Annotated in this window: 20 protein-coding genes and 1 pseudogene; 10 read left to right on the forward strand and 11 right to left on the reverse strand. The window is 75.9% G+C overall.

From position 1 onward, the window contains the following. Positions 1-94: 94 nt before the first annotated feature. Complete coding sequence (locus tag ACIPXB_RS09330) at positions 95-871, reverse strand: hypothetical protein (RefSeq protein WP_401446672.1); 777 nt, start codon at positions 869-871, stop codon at positions 95-97. Positions 872-963: 92 nt separating this feature from the next. On the opposite strand from ACIPXB_RS09330, the gene ACIPXB_RS09335 reads away from it, so the two are divergent. Continuing rightward, positions 964-1947 (forward strand): ADP-ribosylglycohydrolase family protein, encoded by a 984-nt coding sequence (locus ACIPXB_RS09335; protein ID WP_401447160.1) that lies wholly within the window; start codon positions 964-966, stop codon positions 1945-1947. Positions 1948-2385: 438 nt separating this feature from the next. Here ACIPXB_RS09335 and ACIPXB_RS09340 read toward each other — a convergent pair. Together ACIPXB_RS09340 and ACIPXB_RS09345 are read right to left on the reverse strand one after the other, a co-directional pair. After that, positions 2386-3168: pseudogene (locus ACIPXB_RS09340) on the reverse strand (GNAT family N-acetyltransferase); the annotation flags it as partial. A 43-nt stretch (positions 3169-3211) separates the two neighbouring features. Next, positions 3212-3742, reverse strand: a complete 531-nt coding sequence (locus tag ACIPXB_RS09345; protein ID WP_401446675.1) for a hypothetical protein — start codon at positions 3740-3742, stop codon at positions 3212-3214. A gap of 98 nt (positions 3743-3840) precedes the next feature. On the opposite strand from ACIPXB_RS09345, the gene ACIPXB_RS09350 reads away from it, so the two are divergent. Next, positions 3841-4164 carry a hypothetical protein gene (locus tag ACIPXB_RS09350; RefSeq protein ID WP_401446678.1) on the forward strand — a complete coding sequence of 108 codons (324 nt, stop codon included), beginning with the start codon at positions 3841-3843 and terminating at the stop codon, positions 4162-4164. A gap of 28 nt (positions 4165-4192) precedes the next feature. Here ACIPXB_RS09350 and ACIPXB_RS09355 read toward each other — a convergent pair whose 3' ends face one another. Both ACIPXB_RS09355 and ACIPXB_RS09360 read right to left on the reverse strand, forming a co-directional pair. Further along, the gene (locus ACIPXB_RS09355) at positions 4193-5071 is read right to left on the reverse strand and encodes a MerR family transcriptional regulator (RefSeq protein WP_401446681.1); all 879 of its coding nucleotides are present in this window, start codon (positions 5069-5071) and stop codon (positions 4193-4195) included. Between the two features lie 57 nt (positions 5072-5128). After that, a complete protein-coding gene (locus tag ACIPXB_RS09360) occupies positions 5129-5587 on the reverse strand; it encodes a hypothetical protein (RefSeq protein WP_401446684.1) in 459 nt (152 codons plus the stop codon). An 847-nt stretch (positions 5588-6434) separates the two neighbouring features. Here ACIPXB_RS09360 and ACIPXB_RS09365 point away from each other — a divergent pair. From ACIPXB_RS09365 to ACIPXB_RS09380, 4 genes are all read left to right on the forward strand, one after another. Continuing rightward, the gene (locus ACIPXB_RS09365) at positions 6435-6950 is read left to right on the forward strand and encodes a peptidoglycan-binding protein (protein WP_401446687.1); all 516 of its coding nucleotides are present in this window, start codon (positions 6435-6437) and stop codon (positions 6948-6950) included. Between the two features lie 398 nt (positions 6951-7348). Continuing rightward, positions 7349-8818 carry an ATP-binding protein gene (locus tag ACIPXB_RS09370; RefSeq protein WP_401446689.1) on the forward strand — a complete coding sequence of 490 codons (1470 nt, stop codon included), beginning with the start codon at positions 7349-7351 and terminating at the stop codon, positions 8816-8818. A gap of 46 nt (positions 8819-8864) precedes the next feature. After that, positions 8865-9947, forward strand: a complete 1083-nt coding sequence (locus ACIPXB_RS09375) for a tetratricopeptide repeat protein (protein WP_401446692.1) — start codon at positions 8865-8867, stop codon at positions 9945-9947. A 114-nt stretch (positions 9948-10061) separates the two neighbouring features. Then, positions 10062-11135 carry an RNA ligase (ATP) gene (locus ACIPXB_RS09380; protein WP_401446695.1) on the forward strand — a complete coding sequence of 358 codons (1074 nt, stop codon included), beginning with the start codon at positions 10062-10064 and terminating at the stop codon, positions 11133-11135. 2 nt (positions 11136-11137) lie between these two features. On the opposite strand, the gene ACIPXB_RS09385 is transcribed toward ACIPXB_RS09380, so the two are convergent. Beyond that, on the reverse strand, positions 11138-11632 hold the full coding sequence (locus ACIPXB_RS09385; RefSeq protein ID WP_401446698.1) for a DNA glycosylase AlkZ-like family protein: 495 nt from the start codon (positions 11630-11632) through the stop codon (positions 11138-11140). Between the two features lie 32 nt (positions 11633-11664). On the opposite strand from ACIPXB_RS09385, the gene ACIPXB_RS09390 reads away from it, so the two are divergent. After that, complete coding sequence (locus tag ACIPXB_RS09390; RefSeq protein ID WP_401447163.1) at positions 11665-12582, forward strand: NADP-dependent oxidoreductase; 918 nt, start codon at positions 11665-11667, stop codon at positions 12580-12582. A 110-nt stretch (positions 12583-12692) separates the two neighbouring features. Here ACIPXB_RS09390 and ACIPXB_RS09395 read toward each other — a convergent pair whose 3' ends face one another. From ACIPXB_RS09395 to ACIPXB_RS09405, 3 genes are all read right to left on the reverse strand, one after another. Beyond that, positions 12693-15623 carry a poly(A) polymerase gene (locus tag ACIPXB_RS09395; RefSeq protein ID WP_401446701.1) on the reverse strand — a complete coding sequence of 977 codons (2931 nt, stop codon included), beginning with the start codon at positions 15621-15623 and terminating at the stop codon, positions 12693-12695. Positions 15624-15685: 62 nt separating this feature from the next. Further along, positions 15686-17584 carry an RNA ligase family protein gene (locus ACIPXB_RS09400; protein WP_401446704.1) on the reverse strand — a complete coding sequence of 633 codons (1899 nt, stop codon included), beginning with the start codon at positions 17582-17584 and terminating at the stop codon, positions 15686-15688. Positions 17585-17740: 156 nt separating this feature from the next. Further along, on the reverse strand, positions 17741-18460 hold the full coding sequence (locus ACIPXB_RS09405) for a B3/4 domain-containing protein (protein ID WP_401446707.1): 720 nt from the start codon (positions 18458-18460) through the stop codon (positions 17741-17743). Between the two features lie 452 nt (positions 18461-18912). On the opposite strand from ACIPXB_RS09405, the gene ACIPXB_RS09410 reads away from it, so the two are divergent. Beyond that, a complete protein-coding gene (locus tag ACIPXB_RS09410; RefSeq protein ID WP_401446709.1) occupies positions 18913-19104 on the forward strand; it encodes a hypothetical protein in 192 nt (63 codons plus the stop codon). Here the strand turns inward: ACIPXB_RS09410 and ACIPXB_RS09415 are convergent. Continuing rightward, positions 19061-20320, reverse strand: a complete 1260-nt coding sequence (locus tag ACIPXB_RS09415; RefSeq protein ID WP_401446712.1) for a DUF418 domain-containing protein — start codon at positions 20318-20320, stop codon at positions 19061-19063. The two genes, ACIPXB_RS09410 and ACIPXB_RS09415, sit on opposite strands and share 44 nt — an antisense overlap. 407 nt (positions 20321-20727) lie before the next feature. Here ACIPXB_RS09415 and ACIPXB_RS09420 point away from each other — a divergent pair, with 407 nt between their 5' ends. Then, positions 20728-21681 (forward strand): class I SAM-dependent methyltransferase, encoded by a 954-nt coding sequence (locus ACIPXB_RS09420; RefSeq protein WP_401446715.1) that lies wholly within the window; start codon positions 20728-20730, stop codon positions 21679-21681. On the opposite strand, the gene ACIPXB_RS09425 is transcribed toward ACIPXB_RS09420, so the two are convergent. Continuing rightward, positions 21635-22240: a cysteine hydrolase family protein gene (locus ACIPXB_RS09425; RefSeq protein ID WP_401446717.1), complete on the reverse strand. Its 606-nt coding sequence runs from the start codon at positions 22238-22240 to the stop codon at positions 21635-21637. The genes ACIPXB_RS09420 and ACIPXB_RS09425 overlap by 47 nt on opposite strands. A 72-nt stretch (positions 22241-22312) precedes the next feature. On the opposite strand from ACIPXB_RS09425, the gene ACIPXB_RS09430 reads away from it, so the two are divergent. Beyond that, entirely contained in the window at positions 22313-23251 is a 939-nt protein-coding gene (locus ACIPXB_RS09430; RefSeq protein ID WP_401446720.1) for a GlxA family transcriptional regulator, read from the forward strand. The last annotated feature ends 77 nt before the right edge of the window (positions 23252-23328 follow it).

Consider the following 23328-nt stretch of genomic DNA (forward strand, 5'->3'; position numbering starts at 1 on the left):
GAGGCGTCCCCACGCCCCGCGCCGGGCGCGGGGAGGGGCATCAGCCGCAGGCGCCAGGACCGTGGGCCGTGCGGCGCCCGTCATGCCTCGCCGGTCACTCCTCGTCCGTCACACGGGCGCGTTCGCGGGCCAGGCGCGCGCCGAGCGGTGTGTCGCGCCAGCCGGTCGTGGGCACCGTGGGTGCCGGGAAGTGCGGGCCCAGGCCGTCCTCGAGGACGCCGGCGGCCCGGTCCAGCGACGCCAGGGCCGCCTCCGGGTCGCCCGCCCGCCGCTGGAGCCGGGCCAGTGCGGCCAGGGCCGCGCCGCGGTCCCACGGCTCGTCCAGGAGCGAGGCGTGCAGCCGCTGGGCGCGGGCCGCGTGCCGGTACGCGCCGAGGTCGTCCAGCCCGGTCGCCAGGAGGCCGAGGAGACGGCCGTCGCGCGGCCCCGCGCCGTCGAGCAGCCGCAGGAAGGCGCCCCGGACCAGCGGGCCGTTCCCCTGCGCGGCGGCCAGGGCGGCCCACGCGAACGCCGACCGGTCCCGCGGCCCCACCGGCCCCGGCCCGTCGGGACGTCCACCGGCATCCTCCCCGGCGTCGAGCGCCGCCGCCCAGGCACCCACCTCCGCGGCGGTGCCCGGGAAGCCGTGCTCGCCGAGGGCGTCGGAGAGCAGCGGGGACCGCCCCGCGAGCGCCACCAGCCGGGCGTGGTCCGCCGGTCCGCCGAGCACGCCGATCAGGACGGCGGCCATCCGCAGACCGTCGGCCGCACCCCGCCCACCGTCCCGCTCGCACTCCCGCTCCAGTACGGCGTGCAGCAGCGGCAGGTCCCCGGCCGCGCGGTCCTGGTTCGCGGCGTGCAGCACGAGGGCGGGATGGTCACGGTGCGTCATGGGGCGACGGTAACAGCGGCCACCGACAGTGCCCCACGGCCCGGCGGCCCCGCTAGCCTGCCCTGTAGCGAAGGGAGTGACGGATGGGGCGGGTGGAGCGGATGCGGCGGGTCGCCGGCGCCGTCGTCGGGTCGGCGGTGGGTGACGCGCTGGGCGCGCCCTTCGAGTTCGGACCGCAGGGGGCGTTCTCCGCGCGGTTCCCCGCGCCCGGCGGCGGTGGCGAGATGTGCGGCGGCGGTGGCTGGGAGCCGGGCGAGGCCACGGACGACACGCAGATGGCCGTCCTCGTGGCCGAGTCGCTGCTGGAGCGGGGTGCGCTGGACCCGCCCGACGTGTTCGCCCGCTTCCGCCGCTGGGCGGCCTCCGGCCCCAAGGACATCGGCCTGCAGACCGAGGACGTCCTGACCAACGGCATGCCCTGGGACCTGGCCGCCGCCGTGCACTTCCAGGTCAACCGGCGGGCCGCGGGCAACGGTTCGCTGATGAGGGCCACCACCTCGGCGGTGCGCTTCGCCCCGGCCGGCCGTGCGGCCACCATGGCGGCCGCCCGTACCCTCGCCGCCCTCACCCACGGCGACCGCGCCGCCTGGGAGGGCACCGCCGTCTTCCACGAACTCGTCCGCGTCACGCTCGCGGACGCCGATCCGCTCGCCGCCCTGCCGGACGTCCTCGACGCCGTCCACCCCGGCCACCGGGCGCGCTACGCCACCGTCCTGGCCCCCGACTGGCACCCCGGCCTCGCGACCGAGTTCAACGGCGCCGTCTGGCCGTGCCTCGGCTCGGCCGTGTGGGCCCTGCGCACCACCGGCAGTTACGAGGACGCCGTGCGCGCCGCGATCGACCTCGGCGGCGACACGGACACCGTCGCCGCGGTCACCGGCGGCCTGGCGGGCGCGTACTACGGCCTGGAGGCCATCCCTACCCGCTGGACGGAGCCCCTCCACGTCCCCCTGCCGGGTTCGGACGGGCGGGTGCTGCGCCTGCCGGAACTCCTGGACCTGGCCCACCGGCTCGCGGGACGGAACAGCCAGGTCCCTCCGGCCCATCCGACGCTGGTCCGCCGGACGGGCCCCTGAGAACTCCTCACGGAATGAGGCGGGGACACCCTGCTTGTGCCCGTCGATCTGATTCGGAGACCCTGAGCTCCGACAGATGTGAGCGGGTAGGGCAGAGGGTGCAGGGTGGAACTGATCAGCCTCTCGGATGGCGACAACAGCTTCCAGGTGCGTGTGCTGGGGCGTAGGTCTCCGTGTTCCTTCCCATGCGCCTTGAAGAGGGCTGGATCGACGAGCAGCGAAAGCTGCTCGGGCAGGTGCTGCAGGAGTGGCCGAGCGAAGTGCTGGAGTCCTCGCCGGGCACCTATGCATGGCGGCGCTGAACTGCGGCCAGGCGCCGCCAGGCCAACCACCTCGAAGATCATTTCGTGAGGAGTTCCAAGGGGCGTCCGCGCGCAGCCGCCGTTCCCAGCGGATCTCGCCCTCGTGGCGGTGCGCCGTCGGCGCGAGGCCGCACGCCGCGGCGACGGCCGCCGACGCGTGGTGGGCCGGGTGGATGTGGGCGATCAGCGTGCCGGGGGAGAGCGCGGGCAGTGCCGCGAGCCGGCCGGTCAGCGCCAGGGCCGCCTCCTTGGCCAGGCCCTGGCCCTGCCAGGGGGTGCCGACGGCCCAGGCCACCTCGGCCGTGCCGGCGGTGATCGTGGCCTGGACCGTGCCCACCGGGCGGGACGCCGCGCGCAGCCACAGGACCCAGTTGCACCACGACACCGCCGGGTCGGGGGAGCCCGCCGCCAGGCGGGCGTAGCGGGCGCGAAGCGCGTCCGGGGGCAACGGCTCGCCGCCCGTGAACGTGTGGAGCTCCGCGTCGGCCAGGGCCACCGCCATGGCGTCGGCGTGCTCGGCCCGCAGCGGGACGAGGTCCAGGCGGGCGGTGCGCAGCGGCTCGGGCCCGACCACCGGCCGCCGGACCTTGGTGTCGGCGCCCGGGCGGCGTACGCCCTCGACGGACACGCAGATGCCGTACACCCGGTCGTGGCCGGCCCAGCCGTTGACCCGGCCCCGGTTGTTGCTGATCCGCACCCGCCGGCGCGGGGCGTCGACCGCCGACACCAGGTGCAGGTACACCGTGCCCGCGACCCGCGCCAGGACGATGTCCCCGGCCTCCAGCCGCGCCGCGTCCACGGGGGCCACGACCACCCGTTGCCGACTGCGGACCAGCGGAACCATCGAATCGCCCGAGGGCCGGAACTCCACGGTCTCACCGGCGCCGACCCGGGCCGCCCACATGTCCAGCATGCTCATGGGGCCACCCTGCCCGACCGCCGCCGGGCGGCGACAACGAATTTCAGGGCCGACGGGGCGGCTCCACCTCCAGGAAGCGGCGCCCGCGCGCACCGCGGTACAGCAGGCACTCCCAGCCCAGCCGGGAGAGCACCTCGGAGCAGGCCGTCAGCCGCTCCTGCTCCGCCGCGGCGGCCCCGCCGCCGGGCGGACCGGCCCAGGTCACCCGGACCCGCCCCGGCTCCTCGCCGGGCCCGACGACGTACCCGGTGGCCGTACGCCGGCCCGCCGCGTCCACCGCCGACGGCGGCAGGCCCGCGGCCTCCAGGGCGAGGGCCACCGCGCGCGGCATCCGCACCGCCTCCCACGGCGCGGGAACCGTCTCGGACGCTCCGGCGTTGACCAGGCGGCGGATCTGCAACAGCCCCTCGTACGCGGTGCGCACCTCGCCCGCCCGCCGGTCGGGCAACGGCCCCTGACCCGTCGCAGGCTCGAACGCCCCGGCGGCCCCGGCCTCGGCGGTGGCCCCGGCGGTCGGGCCGTGCGGGCTGGTCGGGCCGTGCGGGTCGGTCGGTTCCGGCGTGCCCTGGGTCATCACCCCACCGCCCCTCGTGCGTATCTGAGTACGTCAGGCCCAACGGCCTGAGTACCTCGTCCGATTCCCCGCCGCGACCCAGCCGCTGCAATGGAGGTATGACGCACACCGAGTCCTCCGCCGCCGGCGCCCGCAGCCCGCGCCTCCAGCACGTCACCACCGCCGGCTCGGCCCTGGCCGTGGCGCTGGTCCCGCTCGTGCTCGGCGTGCTGCTGGCCAAGGCGATGGCGGCGGACCCGCTGACCCCGGTGAACGCCCTGATCGCGGGCGGCGGTCAGCGGGCCCGCATGGCCCCCGCCGAACTGCGCCGGCGCGGCGGCGACGCCCTGCGCAGGCTGCGCCGCCCGGTGACCGCGACCGTCACCGCGTCTGCCACCGCCACCGCCACCGCCACCGCTGCGGCCGACGGCCCGTCCGCGTAGCGTCCGGGCCGACGGCCGTGGCGTTCGGTCAGGCCAGCGGCTCCTGCAGCTCCGTCACCCACTGTCCCCGGTCCGGCGGGCAGGCCAGCGTCAGCTCCCGCGCGTACCCCGTGGACCGGTGCCCGTGGGCGTCGATCCAGCGCGCCAGCGCCTGCGCGGTCGGCAGGACGTCGTCCATCGCGCCCCGGTGCACGACGGTGGCCGCGCGCTCCACCGCCGGCAGCGTGACGATGCGTACCTCTGCGCCGAGGTCCGCGGCGGCGATGTGCGCGGCGACCGGCAGACCGGCGTGCACGACGATCGCACCCTCTTCCGCTTCCCCGTCGCCCGCGTTCCCGTCCTCCGCGTCCCCGGCCCCCGCCGCGCCGTCCGCGTCCTCGTAGTACGCCAGGCCGGGCCCGGTCGGCGTCACGCCCGCCGCGTCCAGGCGGGCGCACAGCTCGTCGTACAGCGGGCCGATGACCGGCCCGATGTCCTCGCCGCGGAAGCTCGCCGCGATACCGGTCAGCTCCGCCAGCCGGACGGGCGGCAGGCTCTTGACGACGATGTCGTAGTCGGACATGGATCCCTCGCTCTCGATGGTCCGGAGCCTCGCCTCGACCCGGGTCAGCCGTTCCGCCGCGGCGGCCATGGCGCTCTCCAGCTCCACCTGCCGCAGCCGCAGCATGCCGCGCAGCTCCGCCGCGCTCACCTGCTCGTCGAGGACCGCCCCGACCTGCTGGAGGCTGAAGCCGAGGTCCTTGAGCGCGATGATGCGGTTGAGCCGGGCGAGTTGCCCGGCCTCGTAGAAGCGGTAGTTGCTGTACGGGTCCACGTGCGCGGGGCGCAGCAGTCCGAGCGCGTCGTAGTGACGCAGCATGCGGACCGACACCCGGCCGTGTTGGGCGAAATCTCCGATGGTGAACATGATGAATCCCAGTCGAGGCCCTGACACAGGGAGAGGGTCAAGCCCGCCCTGTTCCGGTCACGGCCGACCGTACTGTCCGACGCACAGGTCGACGATGGCGGGCGGGACGTTGCCCTCCGCGGCCGCGCACAGCGCGTCCATCCCGGGTGCCGGCGGCCGCGCGGGCGTGGCGGGACGGTGATGGGGCCGCGAGGGCGTGGCCTTGCGCGGCGCCCGCCGGGGCTTGGCGGGCTGCGCCGCCCGCTTGCGGCCCTGCGCGTCCGGCGCCCCGGGTACGGCGGGTGCGGCGCCCGCGGCGGGCGGTGTCCCGGAGTCCTGGGGACCCGGCGGCTGCGGGGCCGGCGTGCCCCCGCCGCCGTCCGCCTCCGCGGGCAGCCGGCCGAGGGGCAGCACCGGAGCCCCGGCGGGCGGACGGGAGCCCTGCGCGGGGCCGGTCGCCTGCGGGCCCACGGACACACAGCCGGCACTCGCGAGGAGCGCGACGAGGGAGAGGGGCACGGCACGGCGTAACTGCATCCGTCCACCATGCCGTACGCGGCGCCGCCCCGTGGGCATCCGGTCACGCTCACGGGTGACGCCACTGCGTCGGGTGCCGCAGTGATTCCGCTCAGGGGTGCCGGGGGCCCGCCAACTGCTCCCTGCGGCGCTCGAGTCGGGGCAGGCACGACCGGCCGGAACGGACGGATGGGGTGGTTCGGACATCCGGCTTGACCTGGGTGTTCGTGGAGGGAAAGAGTGCGCCGACGACACGTACGCATGCTCCGTACCCGAAAGACGCCCGCTCATGTTCCCTTCCCTCCGTCCCCCCTGCGCCCCGGCCATGACCGGCGGAAGTGCGGGCGGGGCCCCCGGTGCGGCCGGCGGTCCGGCGCCCGCTGCCGGGGTCGTGCCGGCCGCGGGAGCGGCCGTGGTCCTCGGCGTACGGCGCCGCAGGGCCTGACCGGCCGGGCGGGGGCCGACACCGCACCGCCGCGCCGGCCCCCGCCCTCCTTCCGTTTCCCGCCTGGAGCCCCTCGTGCCCCACTCTTCCGCCGAGCACGGGCCCGTCCCCGAGGACGGGCCGCTCGTACGCCCCTACGTCGGTACGTCCGCGCGTACGTCACCGCCCACCGCGCCGGCCTGGCCCGGCCCGGCCCCGGGCGGGCGGGTGCCCGAAGCCGAGGGCGCCGCGGCGCCCGTACCGGTCCCAGTCCCTGATGCCGTCCCTGATTCGGTGCCCGATTCCGTAGCCGAGGCGACCGCGCCTGGACGGGCGCCCGGCGGCGGACGCGGGCGCGAGGGAGGCGGCCGCCGAGCGTCCGGCCGGGGGGCTGACCCAGGGGCTGATCGGGGGCGCGAGCGCGGTGGTCGCGCGCCGTTCGCCGTGCTCGCCCTGCTGACGGCGGGCGCGCCGGCCCTGCTGATGGGGCTGCTGCTGATGCTCGAGGATCCCGAGGACCCGCCGGGCCGCTCCGGGCCGCCGCGGTCCGTACCCGTACTGGCGCTGCCGCCGCGCGCGGGGTCCGCCCCGGCCCCCGGTACACCGGCGGTCACGCCGTCGCAGCCGTCGTCGGCCGCCGGGTCGGCGGGCGCCACCGGCGCCGCGGCCACGCCGTCGGCGTCCGGGGGAGCGGGCGCGCGGCCGCCGAAGGAGAGCGCCGCGCCCGGCACCGCCGCGCCGCCGTCGGCCGGCACCCTGCGGCGCGGTGACCGGGGGCCGCAGGTACGCGCCCTGCAGGAACGTCTCTTCGGCCAGGGCTTCACGTACGTGTCGGCCACCGGCGTCTACGACGAGCAGACCGAGCGGGGCGTGGCCCAGTTGCAGCGCGACCGCAGCCTGACGGGCGACCCGTCCGGTGTCTACGGCCCGCACACCCGGGCGGCGTTCGGCGACGGATAGCGAGGCCGCGGGCGACAGCGGCCGGGCGATGGCGGACGCGACCTCGTCCGGCTGCCCGGGACGGCCGACCGGGGTGCCGGCGGCCGCGTCGCTCCGGGCCGCCGCACAGCGGGCACCGGCCGCCCGGACCGACGCTGCCGTCGCCCCGGCGTCGTCGTCGCGCACGTACCCGAGCGCGCTGCCGGGTCCGTCGGCGGCGAGCCGGACAGGGGCCGGCGCGGCAGGTCGCCGCCCCGACCCCGCTGCTGCCCTCGACGACGACGGTGACGACGGTGACGACGGTGACGGGACGTGATGTCCGGTGCCTCCCGCGCTCGCTGTGGTATGCCGGGCCCGCCCCGGACCGGAGCGGGGATTCCCGTTTCGGGAATCGGGTGCTCACTCCATAGGGTGAGCCCATGTCCGACGAGTCCCCCCTGATCCGGAGCATGCGCACGGCCGTCGCGGCCGCGCCCGAGGATGTCCCGCTGCGGCTCCACCTGGCCGAACTGCTGCTCGCCGCAGGCCGGAACGACGCCGCCGTGACCGAGGCCGCGGTCGCGCTCCAGCACGCGCCCGGCGATTCCCAGGCCCGCGCGCTGATGGCGCGCGCGATGGGACTGCCGGCGCAGGCCCCCGGCCCCGCCGTCGACGCGGGCGGACCCACGGTCCCCGCCGCGCCCGCGTCGCCCGCCGCGCCCGCGTCGCCCGCCGCGCCCGATGCGCCTGCCGAGCCCACGGTGCCCGCGGCCCCCGCCTCCGCCCCCGCCCCCGCCCCGAACGGGCCCGCCGGGACCGGGACCGACGGCCCGGCCGCACCCACCCGCTTCGACTGGGACGCCGCCGAGCAGGACGTCGGTCACATCGTCGAGCCCCGCTTCGTGTCCTCCACCGATGGCAACGGCGACGGCGACGGCCGCCACGACGCCGCCGCCCGCGCCGGTTTCGAGGCGCCGCTCAGCGCCGACGGCCGCGGCGAGACCGATGCCGTCGCCTGGGACATCGAGACCCCCGGGAACGGCTCCCACGCCGTACGCCTGGCCGACGTCGGCGGCATGCAGGACGTCAAGGACCGCCTCGAGGCCGCCTTCCTCGCCCCCATGCGCAACCCGGAACTGCGCAAGCTCTACGGCAAGAGCCTGCGCGGCGGCCTGCTCCTCTACGGCCCGCCCGGCTGCGGCAAGACGTTCATCGCCCGCGCCGTCGCCGGCGAACTCGGCGCCAGCTTCATGTCGGTCACCCTCTCCGACATCCTCGACATGTGGATCGGCAGCTCCGAGAAGAACATCCACGAGATCTTCCGCGCCGCCCGCCAGAAGGCGCCCTGCGTCGTCTTCCTCGACGAGCTCGACGCCCTCGGCGCCAAGCGCAGCCGTTCGCACCACACGGGCTTGCGCAACGTCGTCAACCAGCTGCTCACCGAGCTCGACGGCATCGACAGCGCCCAGGACGAGGGCGTGTTCGTGCTCGCCGCCACCAACGTCCCCTGGGACGTGGACCTCGCGCTGCGCCGCCCCGGCCGCCTCGACCGGACCCTGCTCGTCCTGCCGCCCGACGCCGGGGCCCGCGAGGCGATCCTCCGCTACCACCTGCGCGACCGTCCGATCGAGGCGGTGGACCTCGGCAAGCTGGTCAAGGCGACGGTGGACTTCTCCGGCGCGGACCTGGCGTACGTCTGCGAGGCGGCCGCCGAGACCGCGCTGCTCGACTCCGCCCGCACCGGCACCGTCCGCATGATCAACATGGCGGACCTGCTGGGCGCGGCGAAGCAGGTACGCCCCTCCAGCGAGCCCTGGTTCGCGGCCGCCCGCAACGTGGCGATGTTCGCCAACGACGGCGGCATGTACGACGATCTGCTCGCCTACCTGAAGAAGAAGCGGAAGCTGTGACCGGTACGACCACCGCCGTGACCGTGCGACCCGGGTCCGGGCCGGCATGAGCGGTGCCCTGGAGCGCGCCGACCTGCTGTACGACCTCGGCCGCCACGACGAGGCCGCGGCCCTCGCCTCGCAGCACCTGGCCCAGCACCCCGGAGACGCCAAGGCGCTGGTCCTGCTCGCCCGCTGCCGGCGGTCGCTGCGGGACCTGCCCGGCGCACTGGCCACGATCGAGGAGGCGCTGCGCGCCGAGCCGGACAGCGTGTACGCCTGGATGGTCCGGGCCGACACCCTCTCCCGGCTCGGCCGGCTCCACGAGGCCGTCGCCTCGGCCCGGCGCTGCGTCGAACTCGCCCCGCTGTTCTGGGGGTCCCACCACACCCTCGCCCTCGTCCTGGAGCGCAGCACCAACCGGGTGCTGCACAAGGACGCGTACGCCTCCGCCCGGCGGGCCGTCGAACTGGAACCGCAGGAGGCCTCGGCGCACTTCATGGTCGGCCTCACCGCGCACCGGGTCGGCGACCACACCACCGCCCGGGCGGCCTACGAGACGACCCTGCGCCTGGACCCGCAGAGCAGCGAGGCCCACAACAACCTGGCGCTGCTGGACCGCAAGCGCGGCCGGTTCAGCTCGCGCGCCTGGCGGCGGGCCGTCGAGGGGTTCGCGGAGTCGGCGGCGCTCGACGCCGACGACCGGCACGCCCGGTTCAACCTGGAGACCATGGCCTGGAGCGTCGCCGCCTCCGCCCGCTGGTCCACGCTCGGCGGGAGCGTCATCGCGCTGGTCACCACCGTGGTGCCGGACGCCCCGGCCGCCGTCCCGTGGGCGGGCGCCGCGCTGGTCGCGGTCCTGTGGGGCGGGTGGGTGCTGTGGCAACGCCACCGCATCCCGCCGCGGTTGCGGCGCCCGATGCTGATGATCGTGCGGGGCTGCCGGCCGGTCAGGGCGATGGCGCTGGCGGCCGGGCTGCTGGGGTTGTACGCGGTGGCCCTGTTCGTGATGGCCGCGTTCGGGGTGCGGGCGGCCGACCGGGTCGTGCTGGGCGGCGTCGGGGCGGCGCTCTTCTGGTTCATGATCGTCACGTACTGGGCCGGCCGGGTGGCCATGAGACAGCGGGCCCCGGGGCGGACGTCAGGGTAGCCCCTCTTTAACCGCTGGACCAGCGGAAATGGCAGGCCGGAGAGTGGGCGCCGACCACGTTGATCACGTTGCCCACGTTGATCGCCTTGATCCCGACGCCGCAGGAGGTCTGCCATGTCCACGCTGAAGGTCACCGTCGAAGAACTGACGATCCATGAACACCCCGACGCCGACGCGCTGGAGCTGGCCCAGGTGGGCCTCTACCGCGCCGTCGTCGCCAAAGGCGCGTACCGCTCCGGCGACTTCGCCCTCTACATCCCCGAACAGGCCGTCCTGCCCGCGGACCTGATAGCCGAACTCGGCCTGACGGGACGGCTGGCCGGCAGCGGCGCGGACCGGGTCAAGGCGGTCCGGCTGCGCGGCGAACTGTCGCAGGGGCTGGTCTGTCGGCCGGCCGCGCTGGCCGGGGAGGACCTGGCCGTGGCGGCGAAGGAGGGCACCGACTTCGCCGAGCGGCTGGGCATCACCAAGTGGGCGCCGCCGGTGCCGACGAACATGAGCGGCGACGTCGAGTCCGCGCCCGACCTGCTGCCGTGGGTGGACATCGAGAACCTCCAGCGCTACCCGCACATCTTCGAGCCCGGCGAGCCGGTGGTCCTGACGGAGAAGCTGCACGGCACCGCCTGCCTGGTGACGTACGTCGTGGCGGGCGAGCGGGTGCTGGTCTCCTCCAAGGGCTTCGGCGGCAAGGGGCTCGCGCTGAAGGAGGACGAGCGCAACCTGTACTGGCGGGCCGTACGCGGCCACGGCGTCCCGGAGGCCGCGGCCCGGCTGGCCGGGCGACTGGGAGCGACCCGGGTCGGCGTCTTCGGCGAGGTGTACGGCGCGGGGGTGCAGGACCTGGCGTACGGGACGGACGCGCGGACCCAGGCCGGGCCCGGGTACGCCGTCTTCGACGTGTCCGTCGAGATCGACGGCGAGGTGCGCTGGCTGGACCCGGCGCAGGTGCTGGCGGACGGTGAACTCCCGCTGGTCCCGCGGCTCTTCGAGGGCCCGTACGACCTGGACCGGGTCCTGGAACTGGCGACCGGCCGCGAAACCGTCTCCGGCCGCGAGACCCACCTGCGCGAGGGCGTGGTGATCCGCCCGGCGACGGAGCGCTACAGCCCGGTGGTCGGCGGCCGCGCGATCGCGAAGGCGGTCAGCCCGGCGTACCTGACCCGCAAGGGCGGCACGGAGTACGAGTGACGTCAGGCGTGGGCTCCGACGCCGACGGGGCCGATGGTCAGGGTCGGGCGGGCGTGCTGGATCGCCGCGATGCGTTCCACCTGTTCGTCGAGTCGCCTGAGCTGGGGGGTGGTGAGGTCGGTCAGTGGTTCGACGGTGATCGCCACCTTGGAACCCGACTTCTTCTGGTGCCACACGCCGGCGACGGTCCCGTCGACGAGGAGCACGGGAAAGTTGCCGGCCTGCCCCTTCGACAAGGCCCGGTCCCAGGCCGCGCCCGGGAAGAGCAGCTCCCGCGGCTGGGAGGCGACCGTGAAGGCGTCGAAGTAGGGCAGCAGCCACACGCCCGCGGGTGACAGGCCTGGTGCCGGGCGTCGCTGCCGCCGGGCTGACGGGCCGCCGTGGATTGCGCCACCCGTACGCGCGCCGTCCGCGGCGACGGGCGCCACCGCGCCCGGATCACCATCCTGCACCGTGTGCCGTGGTGGGATGGGGGCCGGCAGACACCTCGAGCTCACGACGGAAGGCCGGGCACATGTCCGAGGAGACCATGCGGGCGATGGCGTACCACACCTACGGCGGCACGGAGGTGCTCGCCGAGACCCGGCTGCCGCTGCCCAAGGTCGGGCCAGGCGAGGTCCTCGTCCGTGTCAGGCGGGCCGCGGTCAACCCCGTCGACTGGAAGATCATGTCGGGCGGGCTCGACGCCCTGATGGACGTCGTCCACCCCGTCGTCCCCGGCTGGGACGTCGCCGGGACGGTCGAACGGGTCGGAATCGACGCGCCCGAGTTCGCGGAGGGCGACGAGGTCATCGCGTACGCGCGCAAGGACTACGTGCACGGTGGCACCTTCGCCGAGTTCGTGTCCGTCCCCGTGCGCGCCGTCGCCCGCAAGCCCGCCTCCCTCGACTGGGACCAGGCCGCCGGGCTGCCGCTGGCCGGGCTCACCGCGTATCAGCTGCTGACCCGTCTGGGCACGGGGAAGGACGACACCGTGCTCGTGCACGGTGCCGCGGGCGGCGTCGGATCCCTCGGCGTGCAGATCGCCCGGGCGCTCGGCGCGCGGGTCATCGGCACCGCCTCGCCGCGCAACCACGACCGGCTGCGCGAACTCGGCGCCGAGCCCGTCGCGTACGGCGACGGCCTGGCCGACCGGGTCCGCGCGCTGGCCCCGGACGGGGTGAGCGTGGTCGCCGACTTCGTCGGCGGGGTCCTGGACGTCACGCGCGCCGTGCTGCGCGAGGGCGGCCGGCACGCGTCGATCGCCGACCCCGGGGTGCTCGGCGCGGGCGGCCAGTGGATGTGGGTGCGGCCCGTCGGCAGCGACCTGGCCGAGCTGGGCCGGCTCGCCGACGCGGGACTGCTGACGGTCCCGGTCGCCACCACCTTCCCGCTCGCCCGGCTGGCCGAGGCGTTCGAACTGAGCCGGACCGGTCACACGGCAGGGAAGATCATCATCGAGGTGTGACCGGGGACCTGCACGTCTCCGGGCAACGGCGGTTCCACGCGGCGGCGGTTCCGGGCTGCTCGGCGTTCGAGCGCGCGTACGGGGGACGTCCGGGCCGTGGCGTCCGGCGGCTAGCGCAGGGTCGGTACCGTGCCGCCCTCCGCCCAGGTCACCTCGACGCCCGGGACGTCACGGCACCAGCGCGCCGTGAGCGTGGACAAGGTGGGCGCGTCCGGAGGCGTCGGGCCCAGGCCGATCGCGAAGCGGGCCGACGACGGCCCCGCTCCGAAGGGGCGAGGCCAGGCGTGCGCGTCCGCGACGCCGGCCTCCTCCAGCACGGACAGCAGCGACCGTACCCGCCCGCGGACCCGGCCCAGGGTCGCGGTGAACTCCCGCTCCCCGTCCGCGCGTACGCTCACCACGGCCCACGCCGCATGCCGCCGGTGCAGCGGTGGCGGCGAGACCACCTCGGCCCACGGCGCGTCCGCCTCCAGCAGCTCCCACGCCCGGTAGCACTCCTGCACCAGCAGGTCCCGGAAGCCCGCGCCGACCTGGCGCGTGCAGCTGCGCACCGGGGCGGAGGGGGTCATGACCGTCACCGGCCCGTCCGACCGCGGCTGCCCCGTGGGGACCAGGGCGACCGGCTCGCGCCAGTCCCACGCCGCCCACGTCGCGAAGAACCGCCGCAGGAGTTCCGGGTCCGTCAGGTCGTCCGCCTCGCGCACCGTCCGGGCCGCCAGGACCGACCAGGCCACGCCCGGCAGCCCGCCGTGCGGCGCCGAGTCGAGCCCGCGGGCCTTCGCCCACGCCTTCACCCGGCGCGCCAGCGGCCCGAACGCATCCCCGCGCGCGCCGATTCCGTCCCGTGCGGTCGCCGCCGCGTCGCTCACCGCGCTCAGCGCCATGGCGGCCTCCTCGCCGAGTTCCGCGCGCCGCGCCACCGCCTCGCCGGGCGGGACCGCACCGCTGGGCACCACCACCAGGTCCACCTCCAGGGCGCCGACGCCGAAACGCAGCCCGGGGACCCGGGCGCCGACCACCTCCCGTACGCGTACGGCCTCCGGCAGCGCAGCGCCCACCCGTTCCCGTACGCCGGCCAGGTCGGCGCCGCCCGGCAGCGCCGCGACCAGGTCCAGGTCGGCCCCCGGCAGCGCGCACCCCATCCGCCGGGACCCGACGACCTCGACCACGCCCTCGGGCAGGGCAGCCGCCAACCGCCGGGCCACCGCGTCCGCGTGACCATCGTCCGTAAGGGCAACGGAATGTGACGGAGTGTCCGGCAGCCAGCGGACCTTTCCGGTGCCGAGTGCCACCGTGGCCCGTACCCGCATCGGCTCGTCGCCGCGCCGGGACAGGACGGCCAGTTCGCCGACCGGCGCCGTCGGGGGGAGCCCGGTCAGCCGGGCCGTGCAGGCGGCGACGGCCGCGTGCGGGTCCCAGGTCCGCCCCAGCGTCAGATGCGGGGTGAACCCTTCCGCCCGTCCCCGGCAGTGCGGGAAACGCCGGGCCAGCGCCCGCCGCAGTCCGGCCCATGCCGCCGCCGCGGCGCCGTCCGCCGCCGGGTCCAGCCACACCGTGGCGTCCTCCCGGTGCCCGAAGGTGTCCACCCCCGCGAGCCGCGCGGTGAACGGGGGCGTGCCGGCGGCCTCCTCGGCCAGCAGCGCGACGGCATGTTCGAAGGCGGACTCCGGTACGAAGCCGAAGAGCAGGTTCACGTGCGGCGGCCACCGGTCGAACCGGGGGTCGAGCTCCCGGCGCAGGTCCTGGACCGGCGGCCACAGCTCGGCCGGCGGGATCCACGCCACCGCCGTCCGCGCCGTCACCGGGTCTTCGGAGGTCGCGACAGTCCCGGCTGCCCCGGCCGCCCCGGTGGTCACGTCCGTGTCCGTCGGGTCGAGGAGCAGGTCGGCCGCCACTCCGAAGTGGTCCGAGACGTACAGGCCGTCCGCCGTCGCCGGCGCGTCCCCGTGCAGCGCCGCCCGCAGCACCCGTATCCGGGCGGACCCCGGTCCGTCGCCGCCGTCGGCCGTCCGCAGCAGGATCCGGTCCAGCCGCGCGCCCCGGCCGCTCAGCGAGGACACCGCGGCCAGCGGATTGACGCCCGGGTCGAAGGTCGGGGTCGCGTCGTCCGCCCCGTACGTCTCGCTCCAGGCGTCCCGCAGCCCCAGGGCCGCGGCCGGCCCCGCGGCCCCGCCGCGCCCGTCGTTGAAGTCGCCGACCACGACGGCGTCGCCCTCGATCCCGGCCAGCCCCTCGGCCAGCCGGCCCAGTTCGGTCCGCCGGCGCCCGGCGCCGTCCGCGCTGTGGTCGCTCGTCAGATGGGTGGCGGCGACCACCAGCGGGCCGCCCGCCGTCGCCACGGTGACCGCCACGACCGCCTTGTGCGGGCCCAGCGCGTGCACCCCGGCCTCCCGCACGGGAAGCCGGCTGAGCAGCAGCAGGCCGCTCTCGTCCACGTCCCGTCCGCGCGTGTCACCGCCGAGCGTGTACGCCTGCCGCACCCACGGTTCGCGCAGCAGCATCGCCAGCAGCCCGGCCTCGACCTCCTGAAGGGCTATCACATCGGCGTCGGCGGCCGCCAGGGCCGCCAGCAGCAGCGGGCGGCGGCGGGCGGTGTCGATGAGGTGCCCGTCGTAGCGGTCCCACAGGGTGTTCCACGTCAGGACGCGGACGGTCGACGGGCCGGCCCCCGGCCCGGACCTGGACGTCGGCCCGGTCCCCGCCACCGGTGGCGCCGGCCGCCAGGCGCCGCCGCCTGCCGGGTCCCAGGCGTACGGGGTCCGCGCGGTGAAGAAGGGCGCCCGCAGCCGCCGGGGTTCGCGCACCCGCCCGGCCCCGGTCTCGTCGATCCGGTCCACGCCCGCCGCCCGGTCCCAGACCAGCTCGCCGTCCGCCTCGACGAACAGCACCCGGTGCCAGGGGATGTCGCCGCCCGGGACGAAGGACGGCAGCGGGACGCGCTTGGGCGCGGCCCCGCGCTGGTGCAGGCCCAGGACGAAGCGGGCCGGGTCGAACCGGGGGTCCCAGCGGACCTGGTGGTAGAGCTGTTCACTGGTCCGCATCAGGCGTCCCTTCCTTGGTGCGGGTGCCGCGTCCGCTCGCCGTACGCATCACGCATCACGCATCACGCGTCCTCGTCCTTCAGGGCACCCGCCGTGTCCTCGACGGCCCCGTCCGCCCCGACGTACCAGGTGCGGTGCGCCTGACCGGGGTAGGGCGGGCTGAACCGGCGCAGCTGCGTGGTCAGTACGTCCGCCGGTACCGGATGCGCGCGGGTGCTGTTGCGCCGCCGCAGCTCCTCCTCGGCCACGACCACGACGGCGTGCGTGACCAGCGCGTTCCGCCTCCGGGCGACCTCGCCCACCAGGGCCCGCTGGCGGTCGTTGAGAGAGGTGGCGTCCCACACCACCGTGCCGCCGTCGGCCGCGGCCGACGCGAGCGCGGTGTCCAGCCGGTGCAGCCCCGCACGCAGGACGGCCTCGTTGGCACTCTGGTCGGAGCGCGCGCCGCGCGCCGCCCGCAGGTCGTCCAGCGAGACGCGCTCGCGGGCCGCCAGCCCCTGGGCGAAGGTGCTCTTGCCGCTCCCGGACGGCCCGACCAGCTGCACGAGCCGGGGGAACGCCCCGTCCCGCCACCGCCAGGTCGCCGCCACCGCCTCCTCGGGGGTCGTGATCCGCCCCCGTGCGTACGCCGCCAGGGCCTCCGCCCAGCAGCGGTCCGCCGCGTCGCCGACGTCGGCCGGGTCACGGTGGTCGTCCGCCTGGTCGGCCTGGGCCGCCCGGTCCGCGCGGCCGGATCCGCCGGCGTGCCGTCCCGTGAACGAGGCGCGCAGTGCGGCGCGCAGTGGTTCCAGGGGTGCGCCGGCCGCGCCCCCGGTCAGCAGTCCCGCCTCCTCGGCGTGCAGGGCCGACCAGGCCACCTGCTCGGCCGCCGCCGGGTCCTCGCGGACCGCCGCCACGGCCCCGGCGACCGCGTGCAGTACGCCGGGATCGGCGGCCGCCGCCATCCGCACCAGGCCCCCGCGCCGCTCCGCGTCGGGGAACGGCCGGTGCAACTGCCCCTGGAGCCCCACCAGATCGGCCACCCGCCGGGCCAGCGGCATCCCCAGGGCCGGGGCCAGCCGCGGCAGCAGCTCCGCGCGGCGCGCCGTGTGCAGGGCGGCGGCCAGTACCCCCGCCAGCCGGGCCTCGCCCGTGCGGCCGAGCAGGTCGAGCCGCGCGGCGGCCTCGGCCCCGGCGGCCGCCGCGGCGTCCGGGTCCACGGCGACGCCCGCGGCCGCGTCCACGGCCCCGGCCGCGTCCAGGGCCGCCTCCGGCCACCAGCGCGCCGTGCCGGCGTACCCGGCGGCGGCCAGCAGGCCGGACACGTCGGGCGCCGCGCCCGAACGCACCGCCCACAGCGGGGCCGCGGGCCCGAGTCCGTTCTCGACGACGGCGGCGTACATCCAGTGCGTGTCCGTCGTGACGTGCCCGCCGCGCACCCACTTGGCCACGTGCCGCCCGAACGCGGCGCGCTCGAACCCGGCGACGGTCCGTACGACGTACCCCTCCTGACGGGTGGTGTCCAGACGCAGCCCGCGCAGCGCTCGCTCGTCGAAGACCCCGCGCCACAGTACGGGCGGCGTGGGTACGCCGAGCCGGGTCAGGAAGCGCACCGTGCGGTCCCAGTCCAGGCAGTGCTCGCCGTCCCACACGGAGAACCCGTAGAACCAGCTGTCGAGTTCCTCGTACGCGAGGGAGTGCCGGGCGTAGAGGTTCTCGCCGCAGATCCGCCGGCCGTGCGGGATCCCGGCCCCGATCCGCCCCTGGAGCCCCTTGACCCAGGCCCGCGACGGATGGTGGCCGGAGTCGAGCGAGCGGGCGTGCAGCCCGTCGGCGTACAGGGTGGTGTTCTCCCCGTCGAGCTTCTCGGTGACCACGACCTCGCGGCCCAGCAGCCCGGCCAGATCACCGGCCCGTACGTCGTCCGACGACGCACCCGGGGACCAGGGCAGGTGCGGGGTGCGGGGATAGTGCGTACGCATGGGGAACTCGGCTCTGTCGGCTCGGTGTCGGGTCGGGTGCCCGGTCACTGTAGGTATCCGGTGCGGCCGTGCTCCAGCGATTAACCGGTCCGTCCCGTCCGTCCCGTCCGTCCCGTCCGTCCCGTCCCGCCTCGCCCCGCCGGGTGTGCGGCGCGGTCAGGCCGTGGTGTGCGGAAGGGCGGGGCTCAGGTACCGCACGTGCACGTCGTCGGCGTGCGGGGCGATCCAGTCCCGGAGCTGCCCGGCGGCCTCGCGCAGCAGGTCCCCGTCGCGCGCGGCGTCGACGGTCTCCATCAGGAAGGCGACCCGCGCGGAGGCGGGCGTGACGCGGGTGCGGTGGGCGTCGCGGTGGTTCCAGTGCCGGGTCAGGACGGAGGTCGCGTCGGCGTAGACGACCTCGCCGGGCCGGGGGTGCTCGACCGTGCCGGGTTCGCCGAGCGGGGTGAACTCCTCGGTCGCGGCACCGGCGCCGGTGGCGAACCGGATGGTGACGTCCCCCGCGACGGCGTCCAGGTCGAAGGCCCCGGCGGGCAGGCCGTGCCGTACGGAGACGGTGTTGTAGGTGTCCACGGCCGGATTGATCCTCGGCAGCGCGCCCTTGCGGGCGAGCCGGCGGCCGAGGGCGTCGACGCTGGGGCGCTCGCGGCGTGGGTTGGTACCGAAGGCGCGGTAGGCCGCGTGCCAGGAGGCGAGCCGCGGGTCGTGCTCGTCGGCCGGCAGCCAGCTGCCGGCGGCCACCTCCGCCTCCATCGCGTCGAGCGCGGCCGCGGGCTCGGGCCACGGCCGTTCCCCGCGCACGCCCTCGGCGGTGACGAGCGCGATCAGGGTGCCGGGGAAGGCCTCGCCGACCTCGGGGGACAGATGGAAGACGGTCATCTCAGCAGCCCTCTCGGTGCAATGGAATGACCCGCACGGTACACCAGGATGACCTCGATGGTCCATTGGAGTGACCCTTGCGTACGCTGGACCGACTGGCGCGCGGGCCGGGTGGGCCACGTGGGCCATGCGTGCCACGTGGGCCATGCGTGCCACGTAGGCGATGGAGACACATCGGCACATCGACAACTCGATACGCGGACGTGTCGACGCGTGGAGTGGAGCACCGGAAGAGGCGGACGGGTGACCGAGACGGCCGAGGCCCCGCAGGCGGTGGCGCGCAGCATTGCGCGACGCGCCCACCCGCGCCGGGCTCTCCCCGGAGCAGCTCGGCGCCGCCCGCAGGTCAGCAAGGGGCGCCCTGGTCAGCCTGGAGAACGCGCAGGGCAACCCCGACCCGGCCACCCTCGTGCGGCTCGCCGACACCCTCGGCATGCTGCTGTCGGCGCGGTGTGGTGGAGACCGTCAACGCCGCCGCGGGCCGGATGATCCTCGTGGTCCACGGTGCCGAGCACCCCCTCGCGGCCGGCGCCACCGCCACCTTCGAGGCCGACGCCACCCACGTCTGCCGGGGCGCCGGCACCGGCCCCTGCGACCTGATCACGACCGTTCACCTGTCGGCCGCCCCGGAGCTCCGCGGCTGACGCGCGCCGCGGCCGGCCGCGGGATGCGGCCGTGCGTGGCCAGGCGCAGCGCGTACTCCACCGGGCCCCGGCCCAGCGGCCGCCCGGCCAGCGCCCGCTGCCAGGCCCACGCCGCCACCAGCGCCACGCCCGCGAACGCGGCCAGTGCCCGCCACGAATGCGCCCCGTTGGCCGGCCCGGCCAGCACCAGGGCGTGCACCACGTACGCGCTCAGCGCCATCGCCCCCAGCGCGGCGAGCGGCCGCAGCAGCCCCGCGCCCAGCCGGGCCCGGGCGGCGAGCACGCACACACCGATCAGCGCACAGCCCACGCCCGCGTTGCCGATCGTCTCCAGCGGGGTCTGGCTGTACGGATCGGCGATCAGCAGCCAGTCCCAGCTGGTGCTGGGTATCGCGCCGAACTGCGCCCCCAGCACCGCCCGTACGGGATCCGCCGCCGCCAGCGCCTCCGGATGCCGTTCCGCGATCGTGGCGAGCAGCCGCTCGCGGCCGCCGCCGACCTCGGTCGCCAGCCACGCGCTGCCGTACGCGGCGACCGCCGCCACCGTGCCCCAGGCGGCCATCCGCGGCGCGACCGACGCCTCCCGCAGGTCGCACAGCCGGCCGAGGGCCATGCCCACCAGCACGTACGGCAGGTACGTCAGCACCGGGTACGCGCCCGACAGCAGCAGCTGCTCCAGGACCTCACCGGCCCCCGACCAGCTGGTCAGGTGCGCGAGTTCGGGCACGGCGCCGCGCCCCGTCGTGGTGTACCCGAACAGCGGCCCCAGCACGAACGACAGCACGGGTCCGACGATCACGCTCGCCGCCGCCACGGCCGCGAGCACCGGGGTGGACAGCCGCGTGAACGGCTCCGCGGCCAGGAAGTAGAGGGCGAAGAACGCCAGGATCACCAGGACGCCGGGCCAGAGCGTGGCCAGCCAGAGGCCGAGCGCGGCGAGGACGGCGCTGCGGATCAGCAGCGGCCGCAGCGGACGCGGGCCGCGCGGGCCGTCGTGCCGCTGGGCGAGCGCGAGCGAGAACCCGGCGAGCAGCGTGAAGAGTGCGGGTGCCCGCCCGTCCGCCGCGAGGATCAGGTAGCGCGCTCCCGAGGGGTCGGGGCCGGGACCGACGTGCACGGCGAACATGCCGAGCACGGCCAGCCCGCGCACGGCGTCCACACCGGTCAGTCGGCTCGTGGGCCGCTCCCCGATCCGTGGCTGGGTGGGGCGGCGCATTGTTCTCCCTGGTGGTGGGGTGGTGCGGTGACGCGGTGACGGTGACGCGGTGACGCCGGTGATGGTGACGCCGTGACGGGGAACGCGGCGACGGTGAACGTGGTCGGACCGGCGTGCTTGCGCAGCGCCGGTCCGCGCCTGGACGGTAGCAGGAAACGCATAACCTGGTTATAAGAAAGGTATAGGGCCGGCAAAGCGTCAGCGCCAGCCCCCTGCGGACCGGAGGCCCGCGCCGGCCGGCCCCGCTGCCGCCGCCCCGCGGTGGGCCCGGCACCGGACCGGGCCCGGACGAGATTGCGGGATCCCTGGCCGCAGAGCGTCGGGCGGAGTAGATTTCGCGCTCACCACGGGGGAAGTGGCCAGAGAACAACGGCGATCCCACACCATTTCCGGAGGATCAGCGCCCCATGTCGCAAGCGGTGAAGAACGCCCAGAACACCCCCACCCGGCTCGACGAGGTGGAGGGCTGGTTCTGGGCCGTGGACCAGCTGATGTTCGACTGGTTCCTCGAACGGCAGCACAGCAACCCGGGTCCCGGCCGGCGGGGCGACCTCCTCGAGCTCGGCGCGTACCTCGGCAAGAGCGCGATCTTCCTGGGGCAGTACCTCCGGGACGACGAGACGTTCACCGTCTGCGACCTGTTCGGCGCAGACGCCCCCGACGCGTCGAACATGGCCGAGACCACCGGTTCCTACGCCAGCCTGACCCGCCCGGCCTTCGAGGCGAACTACCTGTCCTTCCACGACACGCTGCCCGTGATCATCCAGGCGCCGACCTCCGTCGTCACCGAACGTGTGGCCGCCGGCTCCTGCCGCTTCGTGCACATCGACGCCTCGCACCTCTACGAACACGTCCGCGGCGACATCGCGGCCTCCCGGGCCGTGGCCGCGCCCGGCGCCGTCGTGGCCTTCGACGACTACCGCTCCGAGCACTGCCCCGGGGTCGCCGCCGCCATCTGGGGCGCGGTCGCCTCCCAGGGCCTGCACGTCCTTGCCGTCACCGGCAACAAGCTCTACGCAACCTGGGACGACCCCGAGCCGCTGCGCACGTCGCTGGAGGCCTGGGCCGCGGGCCGCGAGGACCTGGAGCTGTACGTCGAGGAGGTCGCCGGGGAGCCGCTGATCCGCATAGCCGGCGCGAACGCCGTCGCGCCCGCCCTGCCGGTCTCGCGGCACGCGGCGGCGGAGCCCCCCGCCGCCGCGTCCGCCCCCGCCCCGGCCCCCGTACCGGGCGCCGCGGCACCGCGCCCGCTTCCGGCGCGGTGGCGCAAGCTGGGCAAGGACCTGCTGCCGCCGGTCCTCACCCGGGCGATCGTCAGGCGGCGCCACCGCCCGCGGCGGCCAGCACCGCCTCGGTCGTGACCACCTTCGCGTAACGCATGGTGTGCAGCGCGGCCGCCGTGGCCCGGGTCAGCTCCTCGGCGGTCAGCGTCACCCCGTCCGGGCCGGCCATGTCGAAGGTGTGCATGGCGTCGATCGGGAAGACGGCGTCGTAACCGAGGTTGCCGGCCATCCGGGCGGTCGACTCGTTGCAGACGTTCGTCATGATGCCGATGACCACGACCTGCCGCGCGCCGCGCGCGGACAGCCACGCGTGCAGGTCGGGGGTGCCGTAGAAGGCGCTGTTGACGGTCTTGGTGATGTGCAGGTCGGCGCGGATCCCGGCGAGCTCCGGCTTGAGCTCGTACCCCGGGGTGCCCGGCTCCAGCGGGCCCGACTCCGACTGGTGCTGCACGATCACCACCGGCCGGCCACCGGCCTGCCACGCCTCGGCGATCGCGGCCATGTTCTTCTCGGCACCGGGATTGTCCCGACGCCCCCAGAAACCGTGGTCGTCGAATCCTTTCTGTACGTCGACCACCACGAGGACGGCGTCGCGGTCGAGGGTGAGCGGGGCATCGAATGCACTGGTGTTCGTCATGGCCCCAAGCCTGCGGGGAGCGGGCCGGGGGCCGTGACGGCGCCGGCCGCCGATGATCGATAATTTCCTGCCATGAACACCCGAACCGTGGGCTGCGTGGTCTTCGACGGCGTCCGGGCCTTCGACTACTCCGTCATCGGCGAGGTCTGGGCCGACCGGAACACCTTCGACCTGCGGGTCTGCGGACCCGACGGCGCCCGCGTCAGCATGGGCGGGGGACTGGAACGCGTACCCGACCACGGTCTCGACGCGCTCCTCGACTGCGGTCTCGTCCTCGTCCCCGGCCCCACCGACCCCGTCACGCCCCGCCCCGCGGCCGTGCTCGACGCGCTGCGCGCCGTGCACGCGCGCGGCATCCCGGTGGCCTCGCTGTGCGCCGGAACGTTCGTGCTGGCGGAGGCGGGACTGCTCGCCGGCCGTACCGCCACCACGCACTGGGCGCTGGCCGACCGGCTCGCGCGCCTCCACCCCGACGTCGACGTCCGCCCCGAGGTGCTCTTCACCGGCGACGGCGGGATCTGGACCTCCGCCGGGGTGGCCGCCGGCATCGACCTCTGCCTCCACCTCGTCCGCTCCGCACACGGCCAGCAGGCCGCCGCCGCCATCGCCCGGACCATGGTCACGGCACCGTTCCGGACCGGCGGGCAGGCCCAGTTCATCCCGTCCCCGGTCCCCGAGGACACCGGCCCCGACGACCCGCTCGCCCGCGCCCGCGCCGAGGTCCTGGCCGCCCTCGACACCCCCTGGACGGTACGCCGCATGGCCGACGCCGCCCACATGTCGGAACGCACCTTCGCCCGCCGCTTCGTGGACAACACGGGCATGCCCCCGCTGCGCTGGCTCCTGGAACAGCGCGTCCTCGCCGCCCAGCAGCTGCTGGAGGAGACCGACCTGCCGGTCGAACAGATCGCCGTCCACTGCGGGTTCGGCTCCGCCGTCTCGCTGCGCCCGGCCTTCGTCCGCCGCGTGGGCCTCGCCCCGCGCGACTACCGGCGCGCGTTCCGGGGCTGAACGGCGGCCGCCTTTGGGCACCCGGCGGCCGCGCCGGGCACGGCGGCCGCCCCCGGGTCCACGCCGGCCGCCCCCGG

Source organism: Streptomyces sp. NPDC090022 (assembly GCF_044748145.1).
Lineage (GTDB): Bacteria > Actinomycetota > Actinomycetes > Streptomycetales > Streptomycetaceae > Streptomyces.

Excerpts from the sequence above, each read along its gene's own strand:
- ACIPXB_RS09390 (WP_401447163.1), top strand. The coding sequence starts at position 11,665 with ATGCGGGCGATGGCGTACCACACCTACGGCGGCACGGAGGTGCTCGCC.
- ACIPXB_RS09395 (WP_401446701.1), bottom strand. The coding sequence starts at position 15,623 with ATGCGGACCAGTGAACAGCTCTACCACCAGGTCCGCTGGGACCCCCGG.
- ACIPXB_RS09380 (WP_401446695.1), top strand. The coding sequence starts at position 10,062 with ATGTCCACGCTGAAGGTCACCGTCGAAGAACTGACGATCCATGAACAC.
- ACIPXB_RS09405 (WP_401446707.1), bottom strand. The coding sequence starts at position 18,460 with ATGACCGTCTTCCATCTGTCCCCCGAGGTCGGCGAGGCCTTCCCCGGC.
- ACIPXB_RS09350 (WP_401446678.1), top strand. The coding sequence starts at position 3,841 with ATGACGCACACCGAGTCCTCCGCCGCCGGCGCCCGCAGCCCGCGCCTC.
- ACIPXB_RS09360 (WP_401446684.1), bottom strand. The coding sequence starts at position 5,587 with ATGCAGTTACGCCGTGCCGTGCCCCTCTCCCTCGTCGCGCTCCTCGCG.
- ACIPXB_RS09375 (WP_401446692.1), top strand. The coding sequence starts at position 8,865 with ATGAGCGGTGCCCTGGAGCGCGCCGACCTGCTGTACGACCTCGGCCGC.
- ACIPXB_RS09345 (WP_401446675.1), bottom strand. The coding sequence starts at position 3,742 with ATGACCCAGGGCACGCCGGAACCGACCGACCCGCACGGCCCGACCAGC.
- ACIPXB_RS09370 (WP_401446689.1), top strand. The coding sequence starts at position 7,349 with ATGTCCGACGAGTCCCCCCTGATCCGGAGCATGCGCACGGCCGTCGCG.
- ACIPXB_RS09355 (WP_401446681.1), bottom strand. The coding sequence starts at position 5,071 with ATGTTCACCATCGGAGATTTCGCCCAACACGGCCGGGTGTCGGTCCGC.
- ACIPXB_RS09415 (WP_401446712.1), bottom strand. The coding sequence starts at position 20,320 with ATGCGCCGCCCCACCCAGCCACGGATCGGGGAGCGGCCCACGAGCCGA.
- ACIPXB_RS09400 (WP_401446704.1), bottom strand. The coding sequence starts at position 17,584 with ATGCGTACGCACTATCCCCGCACCCCGCACCTGCCCTGGTCCCCGGGT.
- ACIPXB_RS09430 (WP_401446720.1), top strand. The coding sequence starts at position 22,313 with ATGAACACCCGAACCGTGGGCTGCGTGGTCTTCGACGGCGTCCGGGCC.
- ACIPXB_RS09425 (WP_401446717.1), bottom strand. The coding sequence starts at position 22,240 with ATGACGAACACCAGTGCATTCGATGCCCCGCTCACCCTCGACCGCGAC.
- ACIPXB_RS09420 (WP_401446715.1), top strand. The coding sequence starts at position 20,728 with ATGTCGCAAGCGGTGAAGAACGCCCAGAACACCCCCACCCGGCTCGAC.
- ACIPXB_RS09330 (WP_401446672.1), bottom strand. The coding sequence starts at position 871 with ATGACGCACCGTGACCATCCCGCCCTCGTGCTGCACGCCGCGAACCAG.